The sequence below is a fragment of the Chromobacterium sp. INPA-IVC genome (assembly GCF_059047085.1).
The window spans coordinates 436,247-457,932 of record NZ_JBTNLS010000003.1; the positions used below are offsets into that span (position 1 = coordinate 436,247).

Annotated in this window: 21 protein-coding genes and 2 tRNA genes; 10 read left to right on the forward strand and 13 right to left on the reverse strand. The window is 65.4% G+C overall.

Translation table 11 applies throughout. The features are described 5' to 3' along the window. Window positions 1–271: 271 nt before the first annotated feature. From ACX17K_RS07455 to ACX17K_RS07465, 3 genes are all read right to left on the reverse strand, one after another. Window positions 272–748 (reverse strand): hypothetical protein, encoded by a 477-nt coding sequence (locus ACX17K_RS07455; RefSeq protein ID WP_493774323.1) that lies wholly within the window; start codon window positions 746–748, stop codon window positions 272–274. A gap of 66 nt (window positions 749–814) precedes the next feature. Further along, entirely contained in the window at window positions 815–2,326 is a 1,512-nt protein-coding gene (locus ACX17K_RS07460) for a tyrosinase family protein (protein WP_493774324.1), read from the reverse strand. Between the two features lie 277 nt (window positions 2,327–2,603). Beyond that, complete coding sequence (locus ACX17K_RS07465; protein WP_493774325.1) at window positions 2,604–2,849, reverse strand: hypothetical protein; 246 nt, start codon at window positions 2,847–2,849, stop codon at window positions 2,604–2,606. 52 nt (window positions 2,850–2,901) lie between these two features. On the opposite strand from ACX17K_RS07465, the gene ACX17K_RS07470 reads away from it, so the two are divergent. Beyond that, window positions 2,902–3,354: a MarR family winged helix-turn-helix transcriptional regulator gene (locus tag ACX17K_RS07470; RefSeq protein ID WP_493774326.1), complete on the forward strand. Its 453-nt coding sequence runs from the start codon at window positions 2,902–2,904 to the stop codon at window positions 3,352–3,354. A 111-nt stretch (window positions 3,355–3,465) separates the two neighbouring features. Here ACX17K_RS07470 and ACX17K_RS07475 read toward each other — a convergent pair. The 3 genes from ACX17K_RS07475 to ACX17K_RS07485 form a co-directional block, all read right to left on the reverse strand. Beyond that, a tRNA-Ser gene (locus ACX17K_RS07475) sits at window positions 3,466–3,556 on the reverse strand. Between the two features lie 52 nt (window positions 3,557–3,608). Beyond that, window positions 3,609–3,699, reverse strand: a tRNA-Ser gene (locus ACX17K_RS07480). A 58-nt stretch (window positions 3,700–3,757) separates the two neighbouring features. Beyond that, window positions 3,758–4,885: a GNAT family N-acetyltransferase gene (locus ACX17K_RS07485; protein WP_493774327.1), complete on the reverse strand. Its 1,128-nt coding sequence runs from the start codon at window positions 4,883–4,885 to the stop codon at window positions 3,758–3,760. A 73-nt stretch (window positions 4,886–4,958) separates the two neighbouring features. Between ACX17K_RS07485 and ACX17K_RS07490 the strand changes: the two genes are divergently transcribed. The 3 genes from ACX17K_RS07490 to lolA all read left to right on the forward strand — a co-directional run bounded on the left by ACX17K_RS07490 (window position 4,959) and on the right by lolA (window position 8,569). Continuing rightward, window positions 4,959–6,551 (forward strand): NAD+ synthase, encoded by a 1,593-nt coding sequence (locus ACX17K_RS07490; RefSeq protein ID WP_493774328.1) that lies wholly within the window; start codon window positions 4,959–4,961, stop codon window positions 6,549–6,551. Window positions 6,552–6,694: 143 nt separating this feature from the next. Continuing rightward, the gene (locus ACX17K_RS07495) at window positions 6,695–7,846 is read left to right on the forward strand and encodes a hypothetical protein (RefSeq protein ID WP_493774329.1); all 1,152 of its coding nucleotides are present in this window, start codon (window positions 6,695–6,697) and stop codon (window positions 7,844–7,846) included. 102 nt (window positions 7,847–7,948) lie between these two features. After that, window positions 7,949–8,569, forward strand: coding sequence for an outer membrane lipoprotein periplasmic chaperone LolA (gene lolA / locus ACX17K_RS07500; protein ID WP_493774330.1), 621 nt, complete (start codon window positions 7,949–7,951; stop codon window positions 8,567–8,569). Window positions 8,570–8,623: 54 nt separating this feature from the next. Here the strand turns inward: lolA and ACX17K_RS07505 are convergent, their stop codons facing one another. From ACX17K_RS07505 to hrcA, 7 genes are all read right to left on the reverse strand, one after another. Next, complete coding sequence (locus ACX17K_RS07505) at window positions 8,624–9,424, reverse strand: class I SAM-dependent methyltransferase (RefSeq protein ID WP_493774331.1); 801 nt, start codon at window positions 9,422–9,424, stop codon at window positions 8,624–8,626. A gap of 266 nt (window positions 9,425–9,690) precedes the next feature. Then, a complete protein-coding gene (gene recR, locus ACX17K_RS07510; protein WP_104946642.1) occupies window positions 9,691–10,287 on the reverse strand; it encodes a recombination mediator RecR in 597 nt (198 codons plus the stop codon). 58 nt (window positions 10,288–10,345) lie between these two features. Then, a complete protein-coding gene (locus tag ACX17K_RS07515) occupies window positions 10,346–10,789 on the reverse strand; it encodes an Rv1443c family protein (protein ID WP_493774332.1) in 444 nt (147 codons plus the stop codon). A 40-nt stretch (window positions 10,790–10,829) separates the two neighbouring features. Continuing rightward, the gene (locus ACX17K_RS07520) at window positions 10,830–11,156 is read right to left on the reverse strand and encodes a YbaB/EbfC family nucleoid-associated protein (RefSeq protein ID WP_046157513.1); all 327 of its coding nucleotides are present in this window, start codon (window positions 11,154–11,156) and stop codon (window positions 10,830–10,832) included. 5 nt (window positions 11,157–11,161) lie between these two features. After that, the gene (gene dnaX, locus ACX17K_RS07525; protein WP_493774333.1) at window positions 11,162–13,099 is read right to left on the reverse strand and encodes a DNA polymerase III subunit gamma/tau; all 1,938 of its coding nucleotides are present in this window, start codon (window positions 13,097–13,099) and stop codon (window positions 11,162–11,164) included. Window positions 13,100–13,196: 97 nt separating this feature from the next. Further along, window positions 13,197–14,237, reverse strand: coding sequence for a lytic murein transglycosylase B (mltB, locus tag ACX17K_RS07530; protein ID WP_493774334.1), 1,041 nt, complete (start codon window positions 14,235–14,237; stop codon window positions 13,197–13,199). A gap of 32 nt (window positions 14,238–14,269) precedes the next feature. Further along, window positions 14,270–15,292, reverse strand: coding sequence for a heat-inducible transcriptional repressor HrcA (hrcA, locus tag ACX17K_RS07535; RefSeq protein ID WP_231152944.1), 1,023 nt, complete (start codon window positions 15,290–15,292; stop codon window positions 14,270–14,272). A 156-nt stretch (window positions 15,293–15,448) separates the two neighbouring features. Here hrcA and recA point away from each other — a divergent pair, with 156 nt between their 5' ends. From recA to ACX17K_RS07565, 6 genes are all read left to right on the forward strand, one after another. After that, window positions 15,449–16,501: a recombinase RecA gene (recA, locus tag ACX17K_RS07540; RefSeq protein WP_346788474.1), complete on the forward strand. Its 1,053-nt coding sequence runs from the start codon at window positions 15,449–15,451 to the stop codon at window positions 16,499–16,501. After that, window positions 16,501–16,959 carry a recombination regulator RecX gene (gene recX / locus ACX17K_RS07545; protein ID WP_343481646.1) on the forward strand — a complete coding sequence of 153 codons (459 nt, stop codon included), beginning with the start codon at window positions 16,501–16,503 and terminating at the stop codon, window positions 16,957–16,959. Before recA ends, recX begins: the two co-directional genes overlap by 1 nt. Before the next feature lie 3 nt (window positions 16,960–16,962). Then, window positions 16,963–17,421 (forward strand): SRPBCC family protein, encoded by a 459-nt coding sequence (locus tag ACX17K_RS07550; protein WP_493774335.1) that lies wholly within the window; start codon window positions 16,963–16,965, stop codon window positions 17,419–17,421. Between the two features lie 63 nt (window positions 17,422–17,484). Next, window positions 17,485–20,118, forward strand: a complete 2,634-nt coding sequence (alaS, locus tag ACX17K_RS07555; RefSeq protein WP_493774336.1) for an alanine--tRNA ligase — start codon at window positions 17,485–17,487, stop codon at window positions 20,116–20,118. A 111-nt stretch (window positions 20,119–20,229) separates the two neighbouring features. Further along, window positions 20,230–20,715, forward strand: a complete 486-nt coding sequence (locus ACX17K_RS07560; protein ID WP_493774337.1) for a GNAT family N-acetyltransferase — start codon at window positions 20,230–20,232, stop codon at window positions 20,713–20,715. 213 nt (window positions 20,716–20,928) lie between these two features. Continuing rightward, window positions 20,929–21,678, forward strand: a complete 750-nt coding sequence (locus ACX17K_RS07565; RefSeq protein ID WP_493774338.1) for a substrate-binding periplasmic protein — start codon at window positions 20,929–20,931, stop codon at window positions 21,676–21,678. Window positions 21,679–21,686: the final 8 nt, after the last annotated feature.

Here is a 21,686-nt window from a genome sequence, read left to right on the forward strand (position 1 = left end):
CGCCCCGCATCCGGCATGCCGGCTTGCTGGTCAAATTTCCCGCTTTACGAAATCCATTGTAGTTATGCTATGGGGCTAAGGTTAGGAGAAAGTCCAATCCGGCCCAGTATTGCCGCCTGCGGGCGCGCGCAAAACCTTGGCTCGCGCCAAGCCGCCATCCTGATACGTACTATTACGGAAGAGAGAGCCCGCAGGCAGAATCGGTGCCGGAACGCAAGCGCCGACCAGTCAGGCAGGCGGTCCGCGCCGCCAAGCCGGACTCCTCGACGGCTCATTCGCGCCATATTTCCAGGCTGTCGATGGCGGCCCTGCCGGCCTTATCCACCGGCCCCGCAGCTTGCAGCAACAGATGAACGACGCATGGCTCCCGGCGGGTTGCCAGGAGCTTGGGCGCCAGCTCGAAACTGACATCCCGACGAACGCCGGGCCCGCTGCCGTAAAAATTGAACTCGCCGACCGGATCGCCAGGCGGGCGCGCGCCGTGCTGGAGCAGCAGCACGCGATAGCCGGGATGCGGCCCCTCGTCCGCCCTCAACCCCCTGAGATACAATGTGACGCGCCTTCCCGCCCCACGGCAGGCCCGCGCATCCAGCGAAATCGACACGCGAACCGCATCGGCGCCTATCTCCACCCCGCGACCGCCGCCATCGTACTTCCCCAGCAAGCGCATGCCCGCCGCGTCGCCCTGCGACGGGCCGGACAAGGCCAATGCCAGCGCGGCGCAAGCGAAACGCGCCCTAGACCCCATATACTCGCCCTCCCGGCGCTCGGCGGCGGCGCGGCCTGCCCAGAGTCCAGGCCGCGCCGCGCCTCGTCACGACGCCACCAGCGCTATCTTGTCTATCGTCGGCATCGCCTCGTCATTGCCGTCGGGAATCGTGGGCACCAGCGTGACCTGGGGTTCGCCTCCGCCGTTCTTCTGCAGCCAGGCGCGCGTCTCCGCCCTCAACAGGAAGCTGAACGCCTTCTTGTCCGGGCTGTTGCCGGCATCCTCGCCGTCATGTTGATGGGTGCCGGCCGCGCTGAAGAAATTGATCTGCCCCACGAAGCCCGGCCCCCGCTCATCCGCCGTCGGCACGCCGCCGGTGTGGACATAGACGCTGTAAACGCCGTTGACGGCGCCATGAGCGGACAAGCCTTCAAAACGCAGGAACAGGCTGGACTGCTTGCCGAGCGTGCTCAGCCGGCTCGACAGCATCTCCACCCGCGGTGCGGACGCGGACGTAGACTTCGCGTCGCCCAGGCTGACGGTGACCGGCGCGTTCCCCAGCCTCACCAGACCCGCGGCTTCGCTCGCGAAACTCTCCAGGCGCATGGCCAGCGCGGCCTTGGGCAATGCCAGCCTGAGCGGGAACGGCAGGCTGCCCGGTGGCCGCGAGACATAGCTGGAATAAGCATCTTTGGGAAGCGACAGGTAGTTTTTGACCGTCGCGACCACCGCGGCGCCAGTCGGCGACGCGAAAACGAACTGCTGGTTGAGGAAAGGCGAGTCGGACGGATTCTTGCCGCCGGCAAGGTTCCAACTGGCCCAGATCCGGTCGATATTGCAATGGTGAATCCAGAAAATAGGATCGTTCGCCGCCCACGGCACCTGGGCCATGCCCTGGCTGTTGCCGACATCGACATGCAGCGCGCCATGCGGATTCATGTCCGTGTTCGCGCAGAAGCCCGCGTCGCCGGCCGAGCCGGAATACAGATTGGACTTCATGCAGTCCAAAGTCAGCGCGCTGCGCCCATCGGTGACATTCTTGCCCGCATTGGTGCCAGGCCAGCGGGTCTCGCGATACAACGAGCCCCAGACCGGATCGCCGGGCCGGCGGAACTCGATCGGCAGCACTTGCTGATTGGGATCGGTATAGTCCCAATATGGCAGCGTGAAATCATGCCTGCCAGACACCTGGCGGATGATGTCCTCGAAATAGGTGATGAACATCCGGTGCCAAGGCAGGAAGAAATCCTCGCGCTGTCCCGAGCTATGGGCCTGACAGGTATTCCACATCTTTTCCGCCAGCGTCCGGTTAGCCGATGACGACGGATACACCCGGTTCAATTCCTGCAGCTTGGTCCGGTCCCCCCGCACGAAATGGGTGTACCACTGGAATATCCAGTTCAGCGGATTGCCCTCCGGATACAGCGCGGGGTCCATCATTTTCTTGACCGCGCCCGCGTAGATCTGCAGCATCGCCTTGCCTTGCGGGCTGGCGACGTTGTAGCGGGTGCCCCGGCTCAGGCGCAGCAAGCGCGCCATCGAGGGATCGGACAAGGCGAGGCTGCCGAAGACGATGGCTCCGCCCTTCAGCAATTGACGACGATTCAAATCGGACATGTTTCCTCCCAGATGCGGATCATGGTCACGGATCCGTGCTCGTGCGTTCGTGAGCGACGCCGCTTTGCCGCGGCGGGAAAATGGATGAGATTGCAAGGGATGCCAGGCGAAATATGAGCCGCGCTGGGCAAACGGGCTGTATTGTTTTCGATTGGCATTATTTTGGTTAGATGCTTGCCGATCGGCTCGCAATCCGGAGCAACACTTAAAACCGCTCCAGGCATCGCCCATTACCTCCCGCAAGCGACAACCCGCCCAGCCGCCATTCACGCCGCGCTTATCGCGCCGCGATATCCTGAAACCGGAAATCCAAATAAAAGAACGCTCTATTTACCGCTACTCCACACGACAGATGGCCGGAAATGGAATTCTCGCCGCCCGATTGATTGCCGCTCCGCGATTTATTTTCCTGCGCGGTTTCAACCGCAGCTTTAGCATCCGGATAACGACGCTTCATTTTGGAGAACAGAATAAGCGGTTTGAATCCTTGCGGCTGGCGATGAGCTTCGACAAGGCTTGGCATCGGCAGGCGGATTCATGTATAAGCAATAATCTGGTTTATTATTTATGGCGTTATGAAACTGCGACTCACCGAACGCTTCGGCTTTCTCGTCAGCGACACCGGCCGCCTGTACGGCCGCCTTTTCGATCTGCGCGCGCGGCAACAGCTGGGACTGTCGCTGGCGCAATGCCGGCTGCTGGGCGCGCTGGCGGCGCATGAGGGGGACGGCGGCCTGTCGCAAGTGGAGCTGGCAGACCGGCTGGATCTGACGCCGATGGGCGTGGCGACCCTGTGCGACCGGATGCAAACCGCCGGCTGGCTGAAGCGCGTGCCCTGCCTCAACGACCGCCGCGTCAACCGCATCGAGCTGCTGCCGCCGGCCTACGACGCGCTCAAATCGGCGATGGCCTTGGGAGACGAATTGCAGCGCCAGGCCCAGCAAGGCCTGGACGCCGGCGAGGCCAAGCAGCTGCAAGCGTTGCTGCGAAAGGTGCACGGCAATCTGAGCGAACTGCTATCCAAATGAATGGGCCGCGCCGCGGCATGATCGCCGCCGCCATTGCCGTCATGAAGAAAGCCGGCTGGTTTTCTTGCCGCGGAAAAGAGAAAAGCCCCGACATGTCGGGGCTTTTCAATTTGGCGGAGAGGGGGGGATTCGAACCCCCGTTAGGCTATTAACCTAAACACGCTTTCCAGGCGTGCGACTTAAACCACTCATCCACCTCTCCGGAGGTGTCTTGCTAAATTGTCGAAACCGCCAGGCGATTCCGTAATGAATTCTGGCGGAGAGGGGGGGATTCGAACCCCCGTTAGGCTATTAACCTAAACACGCTTTCCAGGCGTGCGACTTAAACCACTCATCCACCTCTCCAGACCCTGGATCGATACGCTGGGCGTTTCGTTCACAGAGGCTGCGCAGTATATAAGCCCTACTCATCCCGCGCAAGTGTTTTATAAGCCGAATGGGAAAATAACTGATCGACATAATCAGCCACCCCGTCGCGCTCGCGCAGCAGCCAATCGGCAATGGCGGAGCGAAAGCGCGGATCGGCGATATAGTGGGCGGAAACCGTCGGCTCCGGCTCGAAGCCGCGGGCTTGCTTGTGCTCGCCCTGGGCGCCGCCCTCGAATGTCCCCAGCCCTTGGCGGATGGCGTACTCCAGCCCCTGGTAATAGCACAGTTCGAAGTGCAGGCAGGGCACGTCCTCCAGCGCCCCCCAGTAGCGGCCGTACAGCGTGTCGCCGTCGCGCACGCATAGGCTGGCGGCGATGTCCCGCCCCTCCCGGCTGGCGACAAACATCACGCAATGGCCCGGCAGCCTTTCGCCTATCCGCTGGAAGAAATCCAGGTTCAGGTAGGGCAAAGAACCGTGCTCCAGATAGGTCTGCCGGTAGCAACGGAAAAACAGCTTCCAATCCGTCGCGGCGATATCGCCGCCATCCAGCGCCCGCACCGTCACGCCGACATCCGCCACCTTGCGCCGCTCCTGGCGTATCTTCTTGCGCTTGTCGCGGCTCAGCGTGGCGAGAAAATCGTCGAAATCGGCGTAAGCCCGGTTGCGCCAATGGAACTGCACGCCGTCGCGCAACAGCCAGCCGGCTTCCCGCAGTCGACTCGCCTCGTCCACCGTCGGAAACAACACATGGGCCGACGACAAGCCATTGTCGTCCACCAGCTGCCGCAAGCCGGCGATCAGCTGCGCCTGCTCGTCCGCGCCGCCCAGCAGCCGGCTGCCGGTCACCGGCGTGAACGGCGAAGCCACCACCAGCTTCGGGTAGTAATCCAGCCCGGCGCGGGCATACGCCTCAGCCCAGGACCAGTCGAACACATACTCGCCGCGGTTGTGCTGTTTCAGATAGGCCGGCGCCAGTCCCACCGTCCGCCCGTCGCGCTCCAAGGCCAGCGGCAATGGCCGCCAGCCCGTCTCGCCGCCGACGCAGCCGGTTTCCTCCAGCGCCGCCAGCCATTCGCGGCCGACGAACACTCCCGCGCCCTCGCCGGCCGGCCACGCTGGTTGCGCGATGGCGGCCACGCCGTCATACAGTTGCAGCTGCAATGCTTTTCCTTTCTGGGCAGACGCCATCTTCAGGTAAAATCGAACGATCAAGAATCATCGGTGCCCTCTCAAGATGCGTATCGCACTCGCCCAGTTCAACCCCGTGGTCGGCGACATCGCCGGCAATGCCAAAAAAATCGTCGACCTCGCCAACGCGGCCATGGCCCAGGGAGCGGACATCCTGCTGACGCCGGAACTGGCGCTGACCGGTTACAGCCCGGAAGACCTGCTGCTGCGCGACAGTTTCTACCGCGAGGTGGCCAAGGGCCTGGACGTCATCGAGCAGTTGGACGGCATCACCGTGATCGTCGGCCATCCTGCCCGGATAGGCAATGAGCGCTTCAACGCCGCTACCGTGCTGCGCGACGGCCACCGGCTGGGCCAGTATCACAAGATGCAGCTGCCCAATAATGAAGTATTCGACGAATGCCGCTACTTCACGCCGGGCGCCGCGCCGCTGGTGTTCGAGCAGAATGGCGTCAAGGTGGGCGTGCTGATTTGCGAGGACATCTGGCATCTGGAGCCCGCCGCGGAAACCGCCGACGCCGGAGCCGAGCTGATCGTGGCGCTCAACGCCTCGCCCTTCCACCGCGACAAGATCGAAACCCGCCAGCAGATGGCGCGTTTCCGCGTCGAGGAAACCGGCTTGCCCATCGCCTATGTCCAGCTGGTGGGCGGCCAGGACGAACTGGTATTCGACGGCGCTTCGTTCGCGCTGAACAAGGCGGGCGACGTGGTCGCCCAGGCCGCGGCCTACGACGACGAGCTGCTGCTGGTCGACTACGCCGACGGCGACTTCCAGCCCGGCAAGCGCGCCGCGCTGCCGGACATGCTGGAAAGCGTCTACCGCGCGCTGGTGGTCGGCGTGCGCGACTACATCGGCAAGAACGGCTTCCCCGGCGCGCTCTTGGGCCTGTCCGGCGGCATCGACTCCGCGCTGACGCTGGCGGTGGCGGTGGACGCGCTGGGCGCCGACAAGGTGCACGCGGTGATGATGCCCTCGCGCTACACCGCCGAAATTTCCGTGACCGACAGCCGCGACATGATCGCCCGCCTGGGCGTCAAGTACGACGAAATCGAGATCTGGCCGATGTACGAAAGCTTCATGGCCGGGCTGGCGCCATCGTTCGCCGGCCTGGAGATGGACACCACCGAGGAGAACCTGCAGGCCCGCATCCGCGGCACGCTGTTGATGGCGCTGTCCAACAAGAGCGGCAAGCTGGTGCTGACCACCGGCAACAAGTCCGAGATGACCACCGGCTACTGCACGCTGTACGGCGACATGGCAGGCGGCTTCGCCGTGCTGAAGGACGTGGCCAAGACCCTGGTGTTCGAGCTCTGCCGCTGGCGCAACACCGTGTCCGACGTGATCCCCGAGCGCATCATCACCCGCCCCCCGTCGGCCGAGCTGCGTCCGGACCAGAAAGACCAGGACAGCCTGCCGCCGTACGAGGTGCTGGACGCCATCATGGCGCGCTACGTAGAGGACAACCAGTCGGCCGCCGACATCATCGCCGCCGGCTACGCCGAGGCGGACGTGAACCGTGTGGTTCGGCTGTTGAAGATCAACGAGTACAAACGCCGCCAAGCGCCGGTGGGCCCGCGCGTCACCCCGCGCGGCTTCGGCAAGGACTGGCGCTACCCGATCACCAACAAGTTCAGCTGACGCTCGCCCGGACGGCTGCCCGGCCGCCGCCCCCCGCGCACTCAGGTCAAACGCATAGCCATTGCAGCTGCGATATAATCCCGGAATACCCAGACGATCCGCCAAGATCGCGCACCATGGACATTAACAGGACCTTGACGACAATGACCCGCATGAAACTGGCGGCCGCCGCCGCCCTTTCCTCCCTCGCCCTGCTCACTGGCTGCGCCACGCCGCTGGCCGGCAAGACGCCCGACGAAGCCACCCGCAAGGTGATGCTGCAAAACTGGCAGAACGCCAGCTACAACTTCGACGCCCAGATCGGTTTCGACAAGCTGGCCTTCTCGGACGCCGACTCCGACGGCGGCGCCAAATCGGCCAAACCGGACATCGCCGACATTATCGACCAGGTGGGCCGCTCCATCCGCGTCAACGTCAGCGGCGCGGTCGACGTGCCGACCGGCCGGGTGGAAGCCATTCCCGAGCTGCGCTTCGAGCGCCGCAACCTGATGTCCAGCATCAAGGTCCCGCTGCAATTCCACGCCCAGGACATGTCGCTGCTGGTGGATCCGTCCGCCGTCGACTTGTTCCTGCCTTCGCTGCGCAAACAGTCCGGCAAATTCATCCGCGCCAAGCTGCCAGCCGAGATGGCCAGCCAGATTCCGCTGAAGGCCATGTACCAGGCGATGCCGAAGATCATCGACGACGCCTACGCCCAGGCGGACAAGCAGGCATTCAGCTTCCAGCCGCTGGACGCCTACGCCGGCGAAATCGGCGCGCATTACAAGCTGCGGATGGATCTGAGCCGGGAACAGGAGCAAAAGCTGACCCTGCAAATGCTGGAAGGTCTGGCCAAAGTGGCGCGCGAGCAGGCCAAGCCATCGACAGACAAATCCGGCGAAGACAAGTCCGGCGCCGAGGCGATGATTCGCCTGGTGCAGGGTCTGATCAAGCTCGACCCGGTCAGCGGCGACAAGAGCCGCACCGTCAGCGACATCTACGCCAGCCGCGGCGGCGACCTGCTGGCCCTGCGCCAGAAAGTCCACATCGAAGCGCCCGAGTTCAGCGCCGACGCCTACGTCAATGTGCGCTACAGCCACTACGGCAAGCCGCAATTCGTCTACCAGCTGAGCGAAAACGACATCGTCGACTTCGACAAGCTTGACCTGCCGGACTGGCTGAAGGACACCGACAAGCTGCTGCCCGGCGAGCACGCCGAAGCCCCGGCGGCCGCGGCGCCGGCCGAGCCTCAGGCTCAAGCGGCGCAGCCCCAGGCCAAGCCCAAGAAGAAGCGCAAGGCCCGCCGCGCGCAATAATCGCCAACACAATCGCCCGGCCCGGCGATGAACCGGGCCGGCGCCATGCCGGTCTTATCCTTTTTCATTCCGGCCTGCACCGCCCGCGAGGACATTGACGCCATGAAACCGTTTTTCCCGATGCTGGCCGCCGCCGCCATCGCCGCCAGCCTGGCCGCGCCGGTCCAGGCTTCCGCCGTCGCCCAGCTCAAAGCCTTCGTCTCCGGCAGCAAGACGCTGTCCGCCGACTTCAGCCAGACCGTAAGCAACAAGGGCAAGCGCGAGGAAGCCAGCGGCCGGCTGGAAATCGCCCGCCCCGGCAAATTCCGCTGGGAATACAGCAAGCCCTACTCGCAGCTGATCATCGGCGACGGCAAGACGCTGTGGATCTACGACCAGGACCTGGCCCAGGCGACGCGCAAGGCCCAGGGCGCCGCGCTGGGCTCCAGCCCGGCCGCGCTGTTGGCCGGCAGCAACGAAATCGAGCGCAGCTACAAGCTGAACGAGGCCGGCAAGCAGGGCGAGCTGGAATGGCTGGCCGCCAGCCCGAAAAAGCAGGACAACACCTTCAGCGCCATCCGCATGGGCTTCAAGAACAATATGCTGGTGGAAATGCAGCTGACCGACAGCTTCGGCAACGACACCCGCATCGTGTTCAGCAAGCCGCAGCAGAACTCCGCGCTGCCGGCCTCCCGCTTCGCCTTCGTTCCGCCCAAGGGCGTGGATGTGGTCAGCGGCGACTGACCCCGCGCCCCTCGTGAAAAAGCCCGCCGTTTCCGGCGGGCTTTTTTTCGCGCGTCACGCCGGCTTGAGCGCCCAGGTGGCGATGAAGGTGGGCAGATAGCGATCGATCAGGAAACGCGGCCGCGGCTGCCAATCCTCGTGAAAACCAGCGATCAGAAAGCCGGCCGCCGCCTGCCCGCCGATCAGCTCGGCCAGGCTGTGGCCGAATACCAGCGCCTCGCCCCTCGTCCGCTTCGCCTCCAGCTCGGCCTCGGACAAATGCGCGGGATCGGCGTATGGAATGGCGAACCGCGGCCGGATCAGGCCCTGCTCCATCAGCGCCGGATCGCGGTCGGCGACGAACACCGCCGGGTTGTAGAAGCTGGCCAGCAAGCGTCCGCCCGGCCTCAGCACGCGATGGCACTCGCGCCACACCGGCGCCACATCCGGCACATAGAGATTGGAGATCGGATGGAACACGCAGTCGAAGCTCGCGTCGGCGAAGCGCGACAGATCGCGCATATCGCCCTGCTCCAGCCGCAGATCCAGGCTCTCGCGCTCGGCCACCTCGCGGTCGCGCGCCAGCTGCTCGGCGGACGCGTCCAATACCGTCGCCCGCGCGCCCGCGGCGGCGAGCAGCGGCGCCTGCTGGCCGCCGCCGCCCGCCAGGCACAAGACGTCCAGACCGCGCGCATCGTCCAGCCAGCCGGCCGGCAGCGCGCCGGGCGTCAGTCTTGCCAGCACGCGGCCCTGGCGGGCTTCGGCGATGGCGGCGGCGTCCACCGGCCGCGACCACTCGCAATCGGCGCGCGCCTGGCGGTCCCAGGCGGCCTGGTTGTAATGAAAAACATCATGTTGTTGAACGGCATCGGGCATCTTGTCCTCCATCAAGGGAAAGGAAAGCAATGCCGGCGCGCGCGCTGCGCGAAAGTCGCCTCCCATCAGGCTCAAGGGACGGGAAGGATTCGGAAGGATTGTCGAAAACAAGCAATGCGCACGCTCGCACGCGCCGGACGGCGGAACGAATCGGGGATGCGGAGGCATCCGGGCATCACTTGTTCATTTCGACAGGACTCCTGAGGATGAAATCGGGGCGGAAAGAGCCGATTCTAGCGAAACGGCCATGACGGGACAATGCCGGCCTACACGCCGCGGCGCTCGTACACCGCCTGCGCCAGCGTGCCCAAGTCGACATACTCCAGCTCGCCGCCCACCGGCATGCCCCGCGCGATGCGTGTCACCGTCAGGCCGCGCTCCTTGAACAGCTCGCTGAGCATGTGGGAAGTCACCTCGCCTTCGGCAGTGAAGTTGGTGGCGATGACGATCTCGCTCACCCGCCCGTCCAGCGCCCGCGTCAGCAGCTTGTCCAGATGCAGGTCCTTGGGGCCGATGTTGTCCAGCGGCGATATCCGCCCCATCAGCACGAAATACAGGCCTTCGAAACACTTGGCCTGCTCCAGCATCATCAGGTCGGCCGGCATCTCGACGATGCACAGCTGGTCCTGCCGGCGCGCCTCGTCGGCGCAGATGGCGCACAGCTCGGCCTCGCTGAAGGTATTGCAGCGCTGGCAATGAGTAAGCTGGGTCAGCGCCCGGTCCAGCGCGCGCGCCAGCTTGTCGGCGCCCTGCTTGTCCCGCTGCAGCAGATGGAACGCCATCCGCTGCGCGGTTTTCGGCCCCACGCCCGGCAACACTTTCAACGCGGAGATCAATTGCTCCAGCGCGGGAGGATTCTTCATCGACACGGCATCAACCTGGAAAAAGCGGCCAGACGGCCGCGATCGGAAATCATCAAAATCAGCGGTAGCGCCGCCGCAGCCGATAATGGCGCCAGGCGAACACCAGCCGGAACAAGGGCCGGCACACCGGCAGCATCCAGACACAACGCGGCTGAAACGCCACCCGGTCCACCACCTCGCAGCCGCCGGCCGCCGCCCTCACGCGGCGGCGATGCCACCAGACGCGCTGCCCCAGCATGCTCGAGCGCTCGTCGAAAGCGCCGGGCTCGAGGCGCAGCAGCGTCAGCTCGTCGCACTCCACCGGCAGGCAGCCCAGCAACAGCATCCAGCAGCGGCCTATGCTCGCCGGCTGATCCAGGCGCGCGGGCAGATCGCCCGGCGGCAGCCGCATGCGCAGCCACGGGAAGAACTCGTCGTTGATGCCGCGCCGGCTGACCGCGTCGGCCCACACCGCCTCCGGCGGGCGCGGCAGACGGCTGCGCAAGGTGAAGTGTCCGAACACGGCGGCTCCGACAAAAAAGGCCCGTCGCCGGGCCCTGGGATCAGAACGGGAGTTTCATCCCGGCCGGAAGGTTCAGGCCGTTGGTGAAGCCGGACATCCGCTCCTGGGTGGTGGACTCGACCTTGCGCACCGCGTCGTTGAACGCGGCGGCGATCAGGTCTTCCAGCATCTCCTTGTCGTCGAGCACGCTGTCGTCGATGGCGACGCGCTTGACGTCGTGGGAGCAGGTCATCAGAACCTTCACCATGCCGGCGCCGGACTGGCCTTCCACTTCCACCAGGGCCAGCTCTTCCTGGGCCTTCTTCATGTTTTCCTGCATTTGCTGGGCCTGTTTCATCAGGCCGGCGATACCAGCTTTACCGAACATCGCGGTCACTCCTGTACGGGTTGAATGGTCTCGATGAGCAACGTGGCGCCGAATTCGCGCACCATCTGCTGCACCACCGGATCGTTTTGCATGCATTCGCGGGCGACGGCCAGTTGCTCTTGGCGCAGCCTGGCGTCGGTCATCGCCGGGGTTTCCATCCCCAGCTCTTCCACCGTCACCGCGAGATCCACCGCGTGGCCGAAACGTTCGGCCAGCGCGGCTTTGAGTTTTTCCTGATAGTCGCGTCCGCTCATGTGGCGGAAGCTCTCGGGCACCGCCAGCTCCAGGCGGTCCTGGCTCCAACTCTTCAGCACGGCGTTATGCGCCAGCATCCGCGCGGCGCCAAGCTTGATGCCCAGATCGGCGACCAGCCGCTGCCAATCGCCGTCGAAGCTGTAGCTGGACGGCTCATCCTCCAGCGGCGGTTGCTGCATGTAGGCCGGCATCGCGTCGTCGTCGGACCACGGCGCGTCGACGATCTCTTCCTCGTCGCGCTCGTCCTCCGCCTCCTGAACGGCAGCCGCGGGCGCGGCTTGAACCGGCGCCGGCTGCAAACGCGGCTCAGGCTGGATTTCCGGCTTGGGCTGCGCCGGCGGAGTCGGCTCTACCGCAACCGGCTGCGGCCGGGGCGCGGGCTCGGGTTCCGGCTCGGCGGCCGGGGTGGGCTCCGCCGCGCGGGGCTTGCCTTGCGGCTGCCCGCCGAGACCGGCTGCCTGCAACGCGCGGGCGGCCGGCGACATGCCCCGCTCCGCCGGCACCGAGGCGCTGGCGACCGATGCCGCCGACGCGGAGGCCGGCGCCGGGCGCGGCTGGGACGGAGCGGCCGGGCGCGCGGGCGCGGCGCTCTCCGCCGGCGCGTTGACCGGGTGGAAGGCCAGCATCCGCAACAGCGCCATATTGAAGCCGGCGTGCTCGTCCGGCGCCAGCGCCAGGTCCTTGCGGCCATGGATGGCGATTTGATAGTACAGCTGCACGTCCTGCGGCGCGATGGCGTCGGCCAGCGCGAACAAGGTTTCGCGCTCGGGCTCATCGTCAGCCAGCGCCGCCGGCACCGTCTGCGCCAGCGCCAGTTGCTGCAGCAGCACCGCCAGTTCGGACAGCGCGGAATCGAAACTGACGCCGCGCTCGGCCAGGCGATCGGCCTCGGCCATCAGCGCCGGGCCGTCGGCGGCGGCCAGCGCCTGCAGCAGGGTGAACAGGTAGCGGCGATCCACCGCGCCCAGCATCGCGCGCACGCCGTCTTCCTTGACCTCGCCCAGTCCGTAGGCGATGGCCTGGTCCAGCAGCGACTGCGCGTCGCGCATCGAGCCGGACGCGGCGCGGCCCAGCAGCGCCAAAGCCGGCGCCTCGTACTGAATGCCCTCGACGTCCAGCATGTGGGCCAGATGGGTCGACACCTGTTGCGGCGTCATGTTGCGCAAGGAAAACTGCAGACAGCGCGACAACACCGTCACCGGCACCTTCTGCGGATCGGTGGTGGCCAGGATGAACTTGACGTGGCCCGGCGGCTCTTCCAGCGTCTTCAGCATCGCGTTGAACGCGCTCTTCGACAGCATGTGCACTTCGTCGATGATGTAGACCTTGAAGCGGCCCATCGTCGGCGCGTACTGGGCGTTTTCCAGCACTTCGCGGATGTTGTCGATGCCGGTGTTGGACGCGGCGTCGATTTCCAAGAGGTCGACGAAGCGGCCGGTGTCGATCTGGCGACAGGCCTGGCATTCGCCGCAGGGCTCGGCCGTTGTGCCGGTTTCGCAGTTCAGGCTCTTGGCCAGAATCCGGGCGATGGTGGTCTTGCCTACGCCCCGGGTGCCGGTCAGCAGGTAGGCGTGGTGAAGCCGCTGCTCTTTCAGGGCGTTGGAGAGGGCGCGCACCACGTGCTCCTGGCCGACCAGGTCGGCGAAGCGTTTGGGGCGCCACTTGCGGGCAAGGACTTGATAGCTCATGGGGGCGGATTTTAATGGCAATTGCCGCGCAAGGCGACAGGTTTCACCGGCGCGGCCTCCCAGGCGGCGCCGGCGTCTTGTTGCGAAAGCCCGCGCCTTACTGCGCGGCGGAGGCCGGGTCCGGCCGCTGCGCCAGCGACGCGTAGTAGCGCTGCCGCAGCTGGCCGGCGATTTCCTGCACCGCCTTGGCGTACAGCGTGCTGCGGTTGTAGCGGGTGATCGCGTAGAAATTGTTCAGGCCCAGCCAGTATTCGGTGACGCCGGGCGCGGTTTCCAGCGAGAACAGCACCGCCGGCACGTCGTCCGCCAGCGGCGTTTGCGGCGCCACGCCCATCTTGCGCAGATCGCCCACCGTGTAGTGCAGATTGAATTTGTCAGCCAGCAGCTTGTCGACCTGGGCTTCCGGCGCCACGCTGGCCGGCGCCACGATGTCGTCGCCGCGCTTCCAGCCGTGCAGCTGGAAGTAATGGGCGACGCTGCCGATCGCGTCGTGCGGGTTGCTCCAGATGTCGCGGTGGCCGCTGCCGTCGAAATCCACCGCCCACTTGCGGTAGCTGGACGGCATGAACTGCGGCAGGCCCATCGCCCCGGCGTAGGAGCCTTTCAGCGTCAGCGGGTCCTTGCCCTCCTCCTTGGCCAGCAGCAGAAACTGGGTCAATTCGCCGCGGAAGTACTCGGCGCGGCGCGGGTAGTCGAAGCCGATGGTGGACAGCGAGTCCACCAGCCGGAAGCTGCCGGTGTTGCGGCCGTAATGGGTTTCCACGCCCAGAATGGCGACGATCACTTCCGGCGCCACGCCATACTCGCGCTCGGCGCGCGCCAGCGCGTCGGCGTTGTCCTGCCAGAACGCCGCTCCGTCCACGATCAGCTTGTCGTTGACGGTCGTCGCGCGGAACTGGTACCACGGCCGCGAGGTGGACGGCTTGTCCAGGATGCGGATGATGTTGGGCTTCAGTTCCACATTGGCGAACACCGCCTCCAGCTCGGGGCGGTTGAACTGGCCTGTGGCCACCTGCTCGTCGATGTAGCGCTGCACGTCGGGGCGCGCCAGAAAGGCGGCGTCGGCCTGGGCTTGCGGAGCGGTGAAGGCCGCGCCGGCCAAAGCGGCGGCGATGGCCAGTTTCAACATCGATTTCATGATTCTGCTTTCTTTTTCGGTATGGCTCGAGTTCATTCGCGGAAGGACAGCGCGTTGCTGACCAGGCGGGCGGTGATGTCGACGATGGGAATCACCCGCTCGTAGGCCATGCGGGTGGGGCCGACCACGCCCAGCGTGCCGACCACCTGGCCGTTGATGCAGTAGGGCGCGGTCACCACCGAGCATTCGTCCAGCGTTATGACTCCTGACTCCTCGCCGATGAAAATGTTCACGCCCTGCGCCTCGCGCCCTTGCGCCAGCAGCTTCAGGAGCTCGGTCTTGCGCTCGAACACGCCGAACAGCTCCCGCAGCCGCGACAGGTCGTCGGACAGGTCGTGCACCTGCAGCAGCCGCGAGCCGCCGCTGACCACCACGTCCTCGTTGCGCTTGGCCAGGGTCTGCTGGCCCAGCCTCACCGCGGCGGCCATCAATTCGGCGATGTCGCCCTGCAGCTGCCGCAGCTCGCCCTCCACCCGCGACGTGACGGCGCTCAGGCCTTGTCCGGCGTAATGCTGGTTGATGAAGTTGCCGGCCTCCACCAGTTCGGACGGCGTATAGTCGCGCTCGGTGTTCAACAGGTGGTTCTGCACGTCGCCGTCCAGCGTCACCAATATCATCAGTACCCGCCGTTCGGACAGGCGCAGGAATTCGATCTGGCGGAAGGCGACATCGCTGCGCTCTGGCGTCAGCACCACGCCGGCGAAGCTGGTCAGCTCGGACAGCAGCGACGACGCCGCCTGGGCGATGCGCTGCGGGCTGTCCGGCTGCAGATTGGCCTCCAGCTCGTGACGCGACAGCTCGTCCAGCGGCCGTATCGTCAGCAGCCGGTCGACGAACAGCCGGTAGCCGCGCGCGGTGGGAATCCGGCCCGCCGAAGTGTGCGGCGAGGCGATCAGGCCCATGTTTTCCAGATCGGCCAGCACATTGCGCACCGTGGCCGACGACAACTCCACCCCGGGCAGCAGCGACAGAGTCTTGGAGGCCACCGGCTGACCGTCGGCGATGTACCGTTCGATCAGCGCCTTCAGCAAATGTTGGGCGCGTTCGTTCATCATGTCCCCATTGTACACATCCTGCACCGCGCCAAAAGGGGGCGTGGCGCGGCTTTACGACCATGGCACGAAAACCGCCCTCCCCAAGCTGCTGTTAGCCCTCTGGTTTTCTGCGATAATCGCCCCCATCATTGGTCCGACTACCCCATTGGAGACAGCATGGCTTCCGAAGACAAGAGCAAGGCGCTGGCCGCCGCCCTCTCCCAGATTGAAAAGCAGTTCGGCAAGGGCTCGATCATGCGCATGAGCGACAACCAGATCAACGAGAACCTGCAGGTGGTCTCCACCGGCTCGCTGACCCTGGACCTGGCGCTGGGCGTCGGCGGCCTGCCGCGCGGCCGCGTGGTGGAAATCTACGGCCCGGAGTCGTCCGGCAAGACCACCCTGTGTCTGCAAGCAGTGGCCGAGATGCAAAAATTGGGCGGCACCTGCGCCTACATCGACGCGGAAAACGCGCTGGACCCGCAATATGCGCAAAAGCTGGGCGTCAAGGTCGACGACCTGCTGATCTCGCAGCCGGACACCGGCGAGCAGGCGCTGGAAATCTGCGACATGCTGGTGCGCTCCAGCGGCGTCGATCTGATCGTGATCGACTCGGTGGCCGCCTTGGTGCCGAAGGCGGAAATCGAAGGCGAGATGGGCGACAGCCACGTCGGCCTGCAAGCCCGCCTGATGAGCCAGGCGCTGCGCAAGCTGACCGGCAACATCAAGCGCACCAACACCCTGGTGATCTTCATCAACCAGATCCGCATGAAGATCGGCGTGATGTTCGGCAACCCGGAAACCACCACCGGCGGCAACGCGCTGAAGTTCTACGCCTCCGTGCGCCTGGACATCCGCCGCACCGGCGGCATCAAGAAGGGCGAGGAAGTGATCGGCAACGACACCCGCGTCAAAGTGGTGAAGAACAAGGTTTCCCCGCCGTTCCGCCAGGCCGATTTCGAAATCTTGTACGGCGAGGGCATCTCCCGCCAGGGCGAAATCATCGAGCTGGGCGTCAAGCACGGCTTCGTCGACAAGTCCGGCGCCTGGTACGCCTATAACGGCCAGAAGATCGGCCAGGGCAAGGACAACACCCGCGAATGGCTGAAGTCCAACCCGGCCATCGCCGAGGAGATCGAGCGCAAGATCCGCGAAGCGGTGGGCATCAAGATCGAGATCAACGAAGCCCAGGGCGACGAAGAGTTCGCCGACGACGCCTTCGACGCCTGATGGCGGCGGAAGGCAAAAGCCTGAAGGCGCGAGCCGCCGAACTGCTGTCCCGCCGGGAATACACCCGGCAGGAACTGGTTCGGCGGCTCGCGCCTTTTGCCGACAGCGAGGATGAGCTGAACGCGGCGCTGGACGAACTGGCCGCCGCCGACTGGCAGTCGGACGACCGCTTCGCCCGCCAGTTCGCCAGTAGCAAGGGCGCCAAGTTCGGCAGCCGCCGCCTCGCGCAGGAAATGCGCCAGCGCGGCGTGGGCAGCGAAACCATACGCGAGGCGCTGTCCGGCCAGGACGATCTCGCCAGCGCGCGCGCGCAGTGGCGCAAGAAATTCGGCCGGCTGCCGGCCGACGCCGCGGAAAAGGCCAAGCAGTACCGCTTCCTGGCGCAGCGCGGCTTTCCCGCCGACGTGATCCGCCAGGTATTGGCGGGCGGCGGAGACGACGACTTCTACGAGGACTGAGCCATGGCAACGCGCAGCATCGCCACCGAAATCGACATCGCCGCCAGCCCGGAGCGGGTATGGCAGGTGCTGACCGACTGGCGGCGCTACCCGGAATGGAACCCGTTCATCGTCGGCCTGCATGGCCGCCACGAAGCCGGCGCCCGGCTGGTGGCCACTCTCCATCCGCCAGGCGGACGCCGCCTGACCTTCCGGCCGCGGCTGAGCGAATTCGCCGCCGGCAGCCTGATGGCCTGGCGCGGCAAGCTGCTGCTGCCCGGCCTGCTGGACGGCGAGCACCGCTTCCGGCTGGAGCCCCTGGACGGCGGCGGCACCCGCCTGCATCACGACGAGAATTTTTCCGGCATTCTGCTGCCGCTGATCGGCGACGGACTGCTGGAGCGCGCCCGCCAAGGCTTCCTGCAAATGAACCAGGCCTTGAAGCGGCGCTGCGAAGCGCTTGCCAGCCAGGCCCCGGCTTGACACAATCGATGGATTCGTCCTGGCACGGCGCCCGGACCAGATTTTGAAAATTGACCGAAAATCATGAAAACCTCTGAAATTCGCAAGAAATTCCTGGATTTCTTCGCCTCCAAAGGCCACCAGGTAGTTCCCTCCAGCAGCCTGATCCCCGGCAACGACCCGACGCTGATGTTCACCGTCGCCGGCATGGTGCAGTTCAAGGACGTGTTCCTGGGCTTTGAAAAACGCGACTACACCCGCGCCACCACCAGCCAGAAATGCCTGCGCGCGGGCGGCAAGCACAACGACCTGGAAAACGTCGGCTACACCGCGCGCCACCACACCTTCTTCGAAATGCTGGGCAACTTCAGCTTCGGCGACTACTTCAAGCGCGACGCCATTACCTTCGCCTGGGAATTCCTGACCGGCGAGCAATGGCTGGCGCTGCCGAAGGACAAGCTGATGGTGACGGTGTACGCCACCGACGACGAAGCCTACGACATCTGGCACAACACCGTAGGCGTGCCGGCCGACAAGATCGTCCGCATCGGCGACAACAAGGGCGCGCCGTACGCGTCCGACAACTTCTGGACCATGGGCGACACCGGTCCCTGCGGCCCGTGCACCGAAATCTTCTTCGACCACGGCCCGTCCGTCGCCGGCGGCCCTCCGGGCAGCCCGGACGAAGACGGCGACCGCTTCATGGAGATCTGGAACAACGTCTTCATGCAGTTCAACCGCGACGACGCCGGCACGCTGCACCCGCTGCCCAAGCCGTCGGTCGACACCGGCATGGGCCTGGAACGCCTGTCCACCGTGCTGCAGCACGTCAAGTCCAACTACGAAACCGACGCGCTTGCCTGTCTGGTGCGCGCCGCCGCCCGCGAAACCGGCGTGGCGTACAGCCAGGACGTGCCGTCGCTGAAAGTGATCGCCGACCACATCCGCGCCTGCTCCTTCATGGTGGCCGACGGCATCCTGCCGTCCAACGAGGGCCGCGGCTACGTGCTGCGCCGCATCGCCCGCCGCGCGATCCGCCACGGCTACAAGCTGGGCCAGAAGGGCCTGTTCTTCCACAAGATCGTCGCCGACCTGGTCGCCGAGATGGGCGAAGCCTATCCGGACCTGCGCGAGAAGCAGGCGCATATCGAAGACGCTCTGCGCGCCGAGGAGATCAAGTTCGCCGAGACGCTGGAAATCGGCATGGGCCTGGTGGACTCCGCGCTGGAAGGCGGCAAGACCGCTCTGGACGGCGACACCATCTTCAAGCTGTACGACACCTTCGGCTTCCCCGTGGACCTGACCGCCGACATCTGCCGCGAGCGCGGCATCCACGCCGACCTGGAAGGCTTCGAGCGCGCGATGGAAGCGCAGCGCGAGCGCGGCCGCGCCGGCTCCAACTTCAAGATGAGCGGCAAAATCGCCTACAACGGCGACGACACCCGCTTCCACGGCTACGACAAGAGCAGCGTCGACGCCAAGATCCTGGCGCTGTACAAGGGCACCGAGCCGGTCGACAGCCTGTCCGCCGGCGATGAGGGCATCGTGGTCCTCGACCACACCGCCTTCTACGCCGAAGGCGGCGGCCAGGTGGGCGACGTCGGCGAAATCTCCGCCGCCGGCGGCATCGCCGCGCTGTTCGACGTGGCCGACACCCAGAAAATCCAGGGCGCGGCCTTCGGCCACAAGGGCACGCTCGCCCGCGGCGCGCTGAAGGTGGGCGACTCCGTCACCGCCACCATCGACCTGCACCAGCGCCAGGCCAGCGCCCGCAACCACTCCGCCACCCACCTGCTGCACGCGGCGCTGCGCCATGTGCTGGGCAGCCACGTGGTGCAGAAGGGCTCGCTGGTGAATCCGGAGCGCACCCGCTTCGACTTCGCCCACGGCGAAGCCGTCACCGCCGCGCAGATCGCCGAGCTGGAACGCGTGGTCAACCACGTGATCGCCGCCAACTACGAGGTCAAGGCCGAACTGATGAGCATGGAAGCCGCGCAGAAATCCGGCGCGATGATGCTGTTCGGCGAGAAATACGGCGACGAAGTCCGCGTGCTGACCATGGGCGACTTCTCCGCCGAGCTGTGCGGCGGCACCCACGTCAAGCGCACCGGCGACATCGGCCTGTTCAAGATCGTGGCCGAGAGCGGCGTGGCCGCCGGCGTGCGCCGGATCGAGGCTGTCACCGGCGAAGGCGCGCTGGCCTACATCCAGGCCCAGGACGCGCTGATCAAGGAAGCCGCCGGCGCGCTGAAGGCGCAGACCAGCGACGAGGTGGTCGCCAAGATCACCGCGCTGCAGGACAACGTGAAGTCGCTGGAGAAGGAGCTAGCCAAGCTGAAGGGCCAGCTGGCTGCCTCCGCCGGCGACAGCCTGTCCGACGCCGCCGCCGACGTGAACGGCGTCAAGGTGCTGGCGGTCGAGCTGCCGGGCGCCGACAGCACCGCGCTGCGCGAGACGCTGGACAAGCTGAAGGACAAGCTGGGCTCCGCCGCCATCGTGCTGGCCGCCAAGGGCGACGGCAAGGTGGCGCTGGTGGCCGGCGTCACCGCCGACCTGACCGGCAAGCTGAAAGCCGGCGAGTTGGTCAACTTCGTCGCCCAGCAAGTGGGCGGCAAAGGCGGCGGCCGTCCGGACATGGCCCAGGCCGGCGGCACCCAGCCGGAAAACCTGGACGCCGCGCTGAAAGGCGTGCAAGCCTGGGTGGCGGGCAAGCTGTAAACCACCTCTTGTTGCGCAGAACAAACGGCCGCATGGATTCCATGTGGCCGTTTTTCATATGTTCATAATTTCTGGTTACACTCGACGGCGGCCCATCCTCAGGAGCACGCCATGAGCGATACCGCATTCCGCCTTGCCGGCTGGGACGATCTTCCCGCCATCCGCCTGTTGCTGCAGCAAGCCTTCACGCCATTGCAAGAGATATTGCCCAGCCGTCCCACCGCGTTGGACGAAACCATAGGCAGCCTGACCGGCCATCTGGCCAGCGGCAGCCAGATTTTCGTCGCCGAGCGGCAAGGGCTGCCGGTCTCCTGCCTGCTGGTGCTGCCGCCCGACGACGGCTGCGCCGAAGTCAAGCGCGTCTGCACCCATCCGGATTGGCAAGGCCACGGCCTGGGATCGGCGCTGATGAGCCACGCGGAGCGGCAACTCAGCCTGCAAGGCGTGCAAAGGCTGAAACTGTCCACTCGCCGCCGGCTGCCCGACAACCTGCGCTTCTACCAGCGGCTGGGCTACCGCCAGAGCGCGATCCAGCCCTACCCGGCCGGCATTGACGACGAGCGCATCGAACTGAGCAAGACGCTGGCGGCTGCCTGAGCATCTTGCAATCACTACAACAGTCCAAGCTAACAAAATCTGTAAGTTTGTTTCAAATCAAAACGTGTGAAATCATAAATTACTAATATAACCATGCTTCTTATGGCTTCTCCTTTGTTGTTTGCTTTGATGCCCCGGTACCCCCGGGGCTCTTTTTTTGTCCGCCGCGCTTATAGTGGGAAATGAAAACATGCTGCCGCACCGGAGACATCCATGCGCGTCGCCCTCATCGCCCTGCTGTGCCAACTCCTGGCCCTGCCCGCCCGCGCGGAGGCGCCGCCTCCCGAACTGCTCGCGCTGACCGAGTCCCTGCCACCACTCAGCTATGAAGACAGCGGAGAACACAAGGGCTTCTCCAACGAATTGCTGCAGATGATGCTGCGCGACAGCGGCTTGCGCGCCGTGATTGAAGTCAAACCGTGGAGCCGGGCGCTGAGGGAAGCGCAGCAAACGCCCAATACCCTGCTCTATCTGACGGTCAGGACGCCAGAGCGCGAGGCATGGTTCAAATGGATAGGCCCGGCGCTGCCGCTGCCGATCGAGGTATTCCGGCTGGCCGGACCGCATGCGCCGCCGCCGGCATCGGTGGACGATATCCGGCGGGCCAAGACCGCGGTGGCACGCGACACGCCGGGAGAGAAGATACTGGAGGAAAAGGGTCTCTCCTCCAGCAGCAATCTGGTGCTGACCAACGACGAGGCCCAGTCCGCCAGACTGCTGTACGCGCGCCGCGTCCAATTCAGCGCCGGCGTCGGCCTGTTTCAGCGCTACGCCGCGCGCCAGCAAGGGCAAAACCCGGAACAGCTGGAATCGGTGCTGGTTCTGGACGACCGCACCCGCTTCTATTTCGCATTGCAAAAAGACAGCAAGCCGGAATACGCCGCCCGGTTGCAGGCGGCGCTGGACAGGATCAAGCAGGATGGCCGCTACGCCGCGCTGTTGAAGCGCTACAACCATCCATAGGAAATACA

Coding starts and splice junctions, on each gene's coding strand:
- ACX17K_RS07505 (WP_493774331.1), bottom strand. CDS start 9,424: ATGCCCGATGCCGTTCAACAACATGATGTTTTTCATTACAACCAGGCC.
- ACX17K_RS07560 (WP_493774337.1), top strand. CDS start 20,230: ATGAGCGATACCGCATTCCGCCTTGCCGGCTGGGACGATCTTCCCGCC.
- recA (WP_346788474.1), top strand. CDS start 15,449: ATGGCTTCCGAAGACAAGAGCAAGGCGCTGGCCGCCGCCCTCTCCCAG.
- ACX17K_RS07490 (WP_493774328.1), top strand. CDS start 4,959: ATGCGTATCGCACTCGCCCAGTTCAACCCCGTGGTCGGCGACATCGCC.
- ACX17K_RS07470 (WP_493774326.1), top strand. CDS start 2,902: ATGAAACTGCGACTCACCGAACGCTTCGGCTTTCTCGTCAGCGACACC.
- recR (WP_104946642.1), bottom strand. CDS start 10,287: ATGAAGAATCCTCCCGCGCTGGAGCAATTGATCTCCGCGTTGAAAGTG.
- ACX17K_RS07550 (WP_493774335.1), top strand. CDS start 16,963: ATGGCAACGCGCAGCATCGCCACCGAAATCGACATCGCCGCCAGCCCG.
- alaS (WP_493774336.1), top strand. CDS start 17,485: ATGAAAACCTCTGAAATTCGCAAGAAATTCCTGGATTTCTTCGCCTCC.
- ACX17K_RS07455 (WP_493774323.1), bottom strand. CDS start 748: ATGGGGTCTAGGGCGCGTTTCGCTTGCGCCGCGCTGGCATTGGCCTTG.
- dnaX (WP_493774333.1), bottom strand. CDS start 13,099: ATGAGCTATCAAGTCCTTGCCCGCAAGTGGCGCCCCAAACGCTTCGCC.
- recX (WP_343481646.1), top strand. CDS start 16,501: ATGGCGGCGGAAGGCAAAAGCCTGAAGGCGCGAGCCGCCGAACTGCTG.
- ACX17K_RS07520 (WP_046157513.1), bottom strand. CDS start 11,156: ATGTTCGGTAAAGCTGGTATCGCCGGCCTGATGAAACAGGCCCAGCAA.
- ACX17K_RS07565 (WP_493774338.1), top strand. CDS start 20,929: ATGCGCGTCGCCCTCATCGCCCTGCTGTGCCAACTCCTGGCCCTGCCC.
- hrcA (WP_231152944.1), bottom strand. CDS start 15,292: ATGATGAACGAACGCGCCCAACATTTGCTGAAGGCGCTGATCGAACGG.
- ACX17K_RS07460 (WP_493774324.1), bottom strand. CDS start 2,326: ATGTCCGATTTGAATCGTCGTCAATTGCTGAAGGGCGGAGCCATCGTC.
- mltB (WP_493774334.1), bottom strand. CDS start 14,237: ATGAAATCGATGTTGAAACTGGCCATCGCCGCCGCTTTGGCCGGCGCG.
- ACX17K_RS07465 (WP_493774325.1), bottom strand. CDS start 2,849: ATGCCAAGCCTTGTCGAAGCTCATCGCCAGCCGCAAGGATTCAAACCG.
- ACX17K_RS07495 (WP_493774329.1), top strand. CDS start 6,695: ATGACCCGCATGAAACTGGCGGCCGCCGCCGCCCTTTCCTCCCTCGCC.
- lolA (WP_493774330.1), top strand. CDS start 7,949: ATGAAACCGTTTTTCCCGATGCTGGCCGCCGCCGCCATCGCCGCCAGC.